Source organism: Aquaspirillum serpens DSM 68 (genome assembly GCF_000420525.1).
In the GTDB taxonomy this organism is placed as follows: Bacteria; Pseudomonadota; Gammaproteobacteria; order Burkholderiales; family Aquaspirillaceae; genus Aquaspirillum; species Aquaspirillum serpens.
Genome location: NZ_ATVC01000037.1, coordinates 21,018 through 27,413 on the forward strand (window position 1 = coordinate 21,018; position 6,396 = coordinate 27,413).

Consider the following 6,396-nt stretch of genomic DNA (forward strand, 5'->3'; position numbering starts at 1 on the left):
CAACTCCTGATGTACTTATTTTTCAGTGTGTGTCCAAACCCCATCCCAATCAGCTGCGGGTGGAGTGGATAAGTAATGTTGTGCGCGTTCCAGATAAATCGCGGCCAATTTGTTATGGCTATCTTGTTCGTACAACGCAGCAAATATATGCTGTGCTTCGGCAAATTGGCCTTGGTGATACGCCTGCAGTGCAGCTTGGTGTTGCTGTAGTTGCTGTTGTTGTGTGGCGGTAAGACTGTTGCTAGGGCCAAGCGGTTCTAAAATCCATACCGGTTGACTGCGGCCTTTTACGCGGACTTTGTCCACTTGTCGATACGACCAATCGGGGACTAAAGCAGCAGTGGTTTCACTGACTAAAATTGATACCCCATAGGGTTTGGTGAGGCCTTCGATCCTAGACCCGAGATTGACGTTATCCCCCAATACGGTATACGCCATCCGGAAGTTTGAGCCCATGTTGCCGACGTTCATTGGCCCACTGTTTAGACCAATACCCATCGCCAGCGCGGGTAAACCCTCGGCAGTAAATTCACGATTGATGTCATGTAAGGCTTTTTGCATTGCAAATGCCCCTTCTAGGGCATGGCGGGCGTGGTCGGTATCGCGCAGCGGCGCCCCCCAAAACGCCATAATGGCATCGCCCATATACTTATCAATCGTGCCCCGATGATCGTGAATGGCGCGGGTGAGTGGCGATAACAGGCGGTTCATCACCGTTGTTAACTGGGCCGGTGGGATTTTCTCGGAAAAACTGGTGAAACCACGTACATCAGAAAACAACACCGTCAGTTCACGTTCTTCGCCTTCCAAGCCCAGCGCCTCTGGTTTATCCATCATGTCTTCCACCAACTCAGGTGGGACATACTGCCCAAAACACTGTGTTACCCAGCTTTTCTCGCGACTTTCTCGCCATAGGTTAAACAATAGATGTAACAGCATCAGCCCAATCAGTAACACCAAGCCAGACGCAAGCGGCAACAGCCACCCTTGTTGCCATGCCCACAGATTGCCCCCAACCCACGCCGCCAATAAAACCAAACTACCGCTAAATAAAGGCAGAGCAGACAGTTTTGGGTAGAGCCAAGTCATGACCAGACCCAGCGAGAGTAAAGCCATAAACTCCGCTCCAAACACCCACGGCGGTGCAGATCGGAAGTTTTGCTGTAATAAGCCAGCCAATACGCTCAGGTTAATTTCTGGCCCGGGATACACGCTTTGTACTGGGGTGGCCCGTAGGTCTAACAAACCGGGGGCAGAGGAACCAAGAATTGCCACTGCACCATTTAATCGCCCTGCTTTGACCCGTCCAGCCAAGACATCTGCCGCAGGGATATAGTCAAAATGACCACGCTGACCAAAGTACGGTACAAGCACTGCGCCATGACCATCGACCGGAATCCGAAAGCCGCCAACATCAAGGGCCTCTAACTGCGCTTGGCCTCCGCCCTGCACAATTTCTGCAGTAATCGCCGGTTGCCCCAATAGCTGATGAAACATTGCCAAGGGTAGGCTAGGGTACCAACCGTCCTGCCAGCGTTGTAACAACGGCACTCGCCGAAACACACCATCGTCATCCACCATCGGATTGTCAAAGAAACCGCCACCGGCGGCGGCTTGCTGCAATAGTTTGAGGTTGCCGGTGTAGCGCTCTGGTTGCGGCCAAGCAATTTGTTGCAATTGTGCCGGTGGATTGGTCATTGAAACTGGAGAGGGTAGGCCTCCAGATGAATCGGGGTCGCCTGCTGCTTTACGAGTTTGAAAGTAATACCCCATCACCACCGGATAGCGTTTGAGTGTATCGGCGAAAACTTCATCCCCTGACGGCGGCGGCGGGATATTGGCTAACTGCGGATGGCGGGTTTGATGGCGTTGCCAACGCTGGGCTAAAACATCACCTTCTGCCTCGGCAAACACAGTATCCATACCCAATAAACTGATCTGTTCCCGCTCAAATAAAGCAGCGACCAATTCAGCTACTTTTTCTCGTGACCACGGCCATTGGCCGACTTCTTTCAAACTATTTTCTTTCATCAATATCAATAATGACCAGCGAGGGGTCTTTTGCACCGGATAGAGTAGCCTGCACCCGTAGGTCATAGCTCAGCCATTCTAAACGCTGTAGCGCCATCGATGACCACCAACCCAGCATCTGCCCGAGTACCAATACCAACAGCGCAACACTGGCTAGGCGTTGCCACATCAGCAATTGGGTCGATTGGGGGCGGGTGTGAGTGGTGGTCATAACCAATATCCTCAGGCGGTTCGACTTTGTAAGGCGCGTGCGGCATCTAAGGCAAAATAGGTCAAAATCCCATCTGCCCCAGCACGTTTGAAGGCCATTAGGCTCTCTAACATGACTTTTTCTTCATCTAGCCAGCCATTTTGGGCGGCTGCTTTGAGCATGGCATATTCGCCTGACACTTGGTAAGCGTAAGTCGGTACAGCAAACTCATCTTTCACTCGCCGGATTACATCTAAATATGGCATCCCAGGTTTCACCATCACCATATCCGCCCCTTCTTGCAAGTCGGCTGCGATTTCATGCAAGGCTTCATTGAGGTTGGCAGGATCCATCTGATAGGTTTTTTTATCCGCTTTGCCGAGGTTACCTGCCGAGCCAACTGCATCACGGAACGGGCCATAAAAAGCAGAGGCGTATTTGGCAGCATACGACAAAATCCGCACATGAATATGTCCAGCCTGTTCCAGCGCATGACGCAGCGCACCAATGCGACCGTCCATCATGTCCGAGGGCGCAACCACATCTGCCCCTGCTTCGGCATGACATAGCGCCTGTTTTATCAAAATTGATACGGTTTTATCGTTTAAGACATAGCCATTTTCGTCAATCGGGCCATCTTGACCATGACTGGTATAAGGGTCGAGTGCGCCATCGGTGATGACACCCAGCTGAGGAAAAGCCTGTTTTAGGGCTTTCACGGTGCGCGGTACCAATCCATCTGGGTTGTATGCCTCATCACCATCGGGGGTTTTGCCCGATTCAATCACCGGAAATAAAGCTAATGCTGGAATGCCCAAGGCGACTGCTTCGGCAGCCGTTTTTAATAGCTCATCAATACTTTGCCGATATACCCCAGGCATCGAACTGACTGCTTCCCGCCGTCCGTTGCCTTCCAATACAAACACCGGATAAATGAGGTCATCGCTGGTTAACGTGTTTTCACGCATTAAGCGGCGTGAAAAATCATCCCGTCGCATCCGACGAAAACGGGTGGCGGGAAAGCTGCGTTGTGGAAAAAACATGGTCATCCTTTCTCAAACTCAGGCACATAAAGCCGCCAGTTTAGTCGTCCTCTTCTGTTGGGGGTAGTTTTGTGGTGGGTGGCAAACGAGGCGGCGGTTCGCGTCGCGCCAACCGCGCCAAAATACCTATCACCGTGATAATCGGTGCTGCAATAATCCACACCCAAAACCAAGTTTCTTGTAAAAGAGACATTTTAACTAATCTTGATAATTTTAATGAAAATTTACAGCTGGCATCGTGCAATTTCGTCAGCTATTTGGCCATCGACACAACAAAATCCTGTTATGCTTGTTGCAACTGCACAATTTGTTCACCTCTTTTGCTGACTATCATGATCACAGATTATCTTGAACGTATCCTGACATCCCATGTGTACGATGTCGCAACGGAAACCCCGCTTGATCCTGCACCGAATCTATCTCGCCGCATTGGCAATACCGTTTTATTAAAACGTGAAGATCTTCAACCGGTATTCTCGTTCAAAATTCGCGGTGCTTATAACAAAATGGCTAAACTCAGTAGCCAAGAGTTAGCCCGTGGTGTGATTACCGCCAGCGCCGGCAACCATGCTCAAGGCGTGGCGCTGTCGGCACAAAAGCTGGGCTGTGAAGCCACGATTGTGATGCCACAGACCACACCTGCAATCAAAATCGATGCTGTCAGCCGGCGCGGTGGCAAGGTGGTGTTGCATGGCGATTCTTATTCTGATGCCTATTTACATGCGGTTGAACTGACCCGTAAAACCGGCGCAACGTATATTCCACCCTTTGACGATCCTGATGTGATTGCTGGGCAAGGCACTATCGCCATGGAAATTTTGCGCCAACACACGCGGCCAATTCATGCCGTATTTGTGGCGATTGGTGGCGGTGGATTGGCTGCTGGGGTGGCAGCGTATATCAAGCGGCTCAAACCAGAGATCCGTGTGATTGGGGTGCAAACCTATGATTCTGATGCGATGGCGCGTTCAATCGAAGCCGGTCATCGTGTTGAATTAAAAGATGTTGGTTTGTTTTCCGATGGTACGGCGGTGAAATTGGTGGGTGAAGAAACCTTCCGCCTCTGTCGTGATTTATTAGATGAAATTATCCGTGTCGATACCGATGCCATTTGTGCAGCAATCAAAGATGTGTTTGAAGACACTCGCTCGATTTTAGAACCCGCCGGTGCTTTAGCCTTAGCTGGACTAAAAGCCTATGTTGAGCGTGAAGAGCTGGCAAACCAAACCTTGGTCGCGGTGGCCTGTGGCGCCAATATGAACTTTGATCGTTTGCGGCATGTTTCTGAACGGTCGGAGTTGGGCGAACAACGTGAAGCGATTTTTGCGGTCTCGATTCCCGAACGACCTGGTAGCTTTAAGCAATTCTGTTCCTTAGTCGGTCGCCGCAATATCACCGAATTTAACTATCGTTATGGCGATGCCAGTCAGGCGCATGTGTTTGTCGGGGTGCAAATTGAAGACCGCCGCGATACCGACGTGATTCTGAATGAGTTGGCTGCCAGCGGTATTGCTGCGGTGGATTTAACAGACAACGAACTGGCAAAACTGCACATTCGCCATTTAGTGGGTGGCCATGCACCGGCATTGAATGAGCGTGTGTTGCGTTTTGAGTTCCCCGAGCGGCCCGGTGCATTGATGAAATTTTTGGCGGCCATGCGTACGGATTGGAACATTAGCCTGTTCCACTACCGCAATCACGGCACCGACTATGGTCGTGTGTTGGTGGGGGTGCAGGTGCCACAGAATGAATTGGCTGATTTTCAGCATTTCTTAGAAAACCTCGGTTATCCCTATATTGAAGAAACCGATAACCCTGCGTATCGCCTATTCTTGGGGCAGCTAAAAGGATTGTCGGCATGAGCGCGTCTTTCACTGCGGTGTTGTTTGATCTCGATGGCACCTTAGCCGATACCGCGCTAGATTTGGGTTGGGCATTAAATGCGTTGTTAGCTGAACACGATCGCCCACCACAACCCCATGCCGCCATTCGCCCCATTGCCAGCCACGGTGCCCGAGGTTTAATTCGGTTGGGGTTTGGTATCGACCGCGACCACCCAGAGTTTGAACCACTGCGGCAACGATTTTTAGATTTGTATGATGAACACTTCGCTGTGGATACGGTGTTATTTGATGGTGTCAATCCACTGATTGAGGCTTTGGCTGAACAGGGTTTAGCGTGGGGGATTGTCACCAATAAACCGATGCGGTTTACCGATCGTTTGGTGCCTGAGTTAGGCTTTACCGTACCACCGGCGGTGGTAGTCAGTGGTGATACTGTTGGTGTCCCCAAACCCGACCCTGCGCCGATGCGTCATGCTGCTGCACAGGTGGGTTGTGCGACGGAGCAGTGTTGGTATGTGGGTGATGCGGAGCGGGATATTCAGGCCGGACAGGTTACAGGAATGAAAACGGTGCTGGCGCGGTATGGCTATATTGCGGCAGATGAACAACCAGATTTGTGGCAGGCGGATTTTTCGATTGCGGCACCACTTGATTTACTGGCTTTGTTGCCCAAGTTAGGGCTATAATCCTTCTCTTCACATGCGCTTGCATGATCCAGTTTTCGGGGCTGACTTGGTTTCGACGGGGGTTGCAAAGCGGATGGGGGCATACCGGGATTTCAGATACCCCGTAAAACGCTGAAAAAAAATAGTCGCAAACGACGAAACTTACGCTCTAGCCGCTTAATCGCCGCTAGACACTGCAACGATCTGCTGATGGGTCGGGTGGGTCAAACCGCTGCAGTGTCATTTTTCATCAGCTAGCTGTTGGTCGGGTTACTTGACTCTCAGCGAAACTTTTAGGTAACTCGCCAAAAACCAGCCTGCCCGTCGGCGGGTTCTTTGGTTAAATCCAAATGACACGGCTAAGTATGTAGATCTCACCGTAGAGGACTTTCGGACGCGGGTTCAATTCCCGCCAGCTCCACCATCTGAAAAGGGCTTGGATAATTTCCAAGCCCTTTTTTTATTGTTTGTCGGATGATTCCGCTGCCTATTCGGCAGTTCGGGTTTCATATTGAGGCAGAGTCACAGTTCCCTATTTCTAAGTTGCTTGTGCGGCAGTTCGGCTGTTGTATGACTGCAAAGCAGTTAGACCGATTTTCTAAGCTGCCTGTGCGGCAGTTCGG

At 51.0% G+C, this 6,396-nt stretch carries 6 protein-coding genes and 1 other RNA gene; 3 read left to right on the plus strand and 4 right to left on the minus strand.

The window, feature by feature from the left end; translation table 11 throughout:
- Nucleotides 1–15: 15 nt before the first annotated feature.
- The 4 genes from G465_RS14070 to G465_RS15775 are packed head-to-tail and all read right to left on the minus strand — an operon-like array spanning nucleotide 16 to nucleotide 3,457.
- The gene (locus G465_RS14070; RefSeq protein ID WP_052165424.1) at nucleotides 16–2,031 is read right to left on the minus strand and encodes a CHASE2 domain-containing protein; all 2,016 of its coding nucleotides are present in this window, start codon (nucleotides 2,029–2,031) and stop codon (nucleotides 16–18) included.
- A complete protein-coding gene (locus G465_RS15770; protein ID WP_052165426.1) occupies nucleotides 2,018–2,242 on the minus strand; it encodes a hypothetical protein in 225 nt (74 codons plus the stop codon). The genes G465_RS14070 and G465_RS15770 overlap by 14 nt, the downstream gene beginning before the upstream one ends.
- Before the next feature lie 11 nt (nucleotides 2,243–2,253).
- Nucleotides 2,254–3,264 (minus strand): porphobilinogen synthase, encoded by a 1,011-nt coding sequence (gene hemB / locus G465_RS0108370; RefSeq protein WP_027405311.1) that lies wholly within the window; start codon nucleotides 3,262–3,264, stop codon nucleotides 2,254–2,256.
- A 40-nt stretch (nucleotides 3,265–3,304) separates the two neighbouring features.
- Complete coding sequence (locus G465_RS15775; RefSeq protein WP_022654026.1) at nucleotides 3,305–3,457, minus strand: hypothetical protein; 153 nt, start codon at nucleotides 3,455–3,457, stop codon at nucleotides 3,305–3,307.
- A gap of 139 nt (nucleotides 3,458–3,596) precedes the next feature.
- On the opposite strand from G465_RS15775, the gene ilvA reads away from it, so the two are divergent.
- From ilvA to ssrA, 3 genes are all read left to right on the plus strand, one after another.
- The gene (ilvA, locus tag G465_RS0108380; RefSeq protein WP_022654027.1) at nucleotides 3,597–5,126 is read left to right on the plus strand and encodes a threonine ammonia-lyase, biosynthetic; all 1,530 of its coding nucleotides are present in this window, start codon (nucleotides 3,597–3,599) and stop codon (nucleotides 5,124–5,126) included.
- Nucleotides 5,123–5,794, plus strand: coding sequence for an HAD family hydrolase (locus G465_RS0108385; protein ID WP_022654028.1), 672 nt, complete (start codon nucleotides 5,123–5,125; stop codon nucleotides 5,792–5,794). The genes ilvA and G465_RS0108385 overlap by 4 nt, the downstream gene beginning before the upstream one ends.
- A gap of 37 nt (nucleotides 5,795–5,831) precedes the next feature.
- Nucleotides 5,832–6,197: a transfer-messenger RNA gene (ssrA, locus tag G465_RS15455) on the plus strand.
- Nucleotides 6,198–6,396 lie beyond the last annotated feature (199 nt).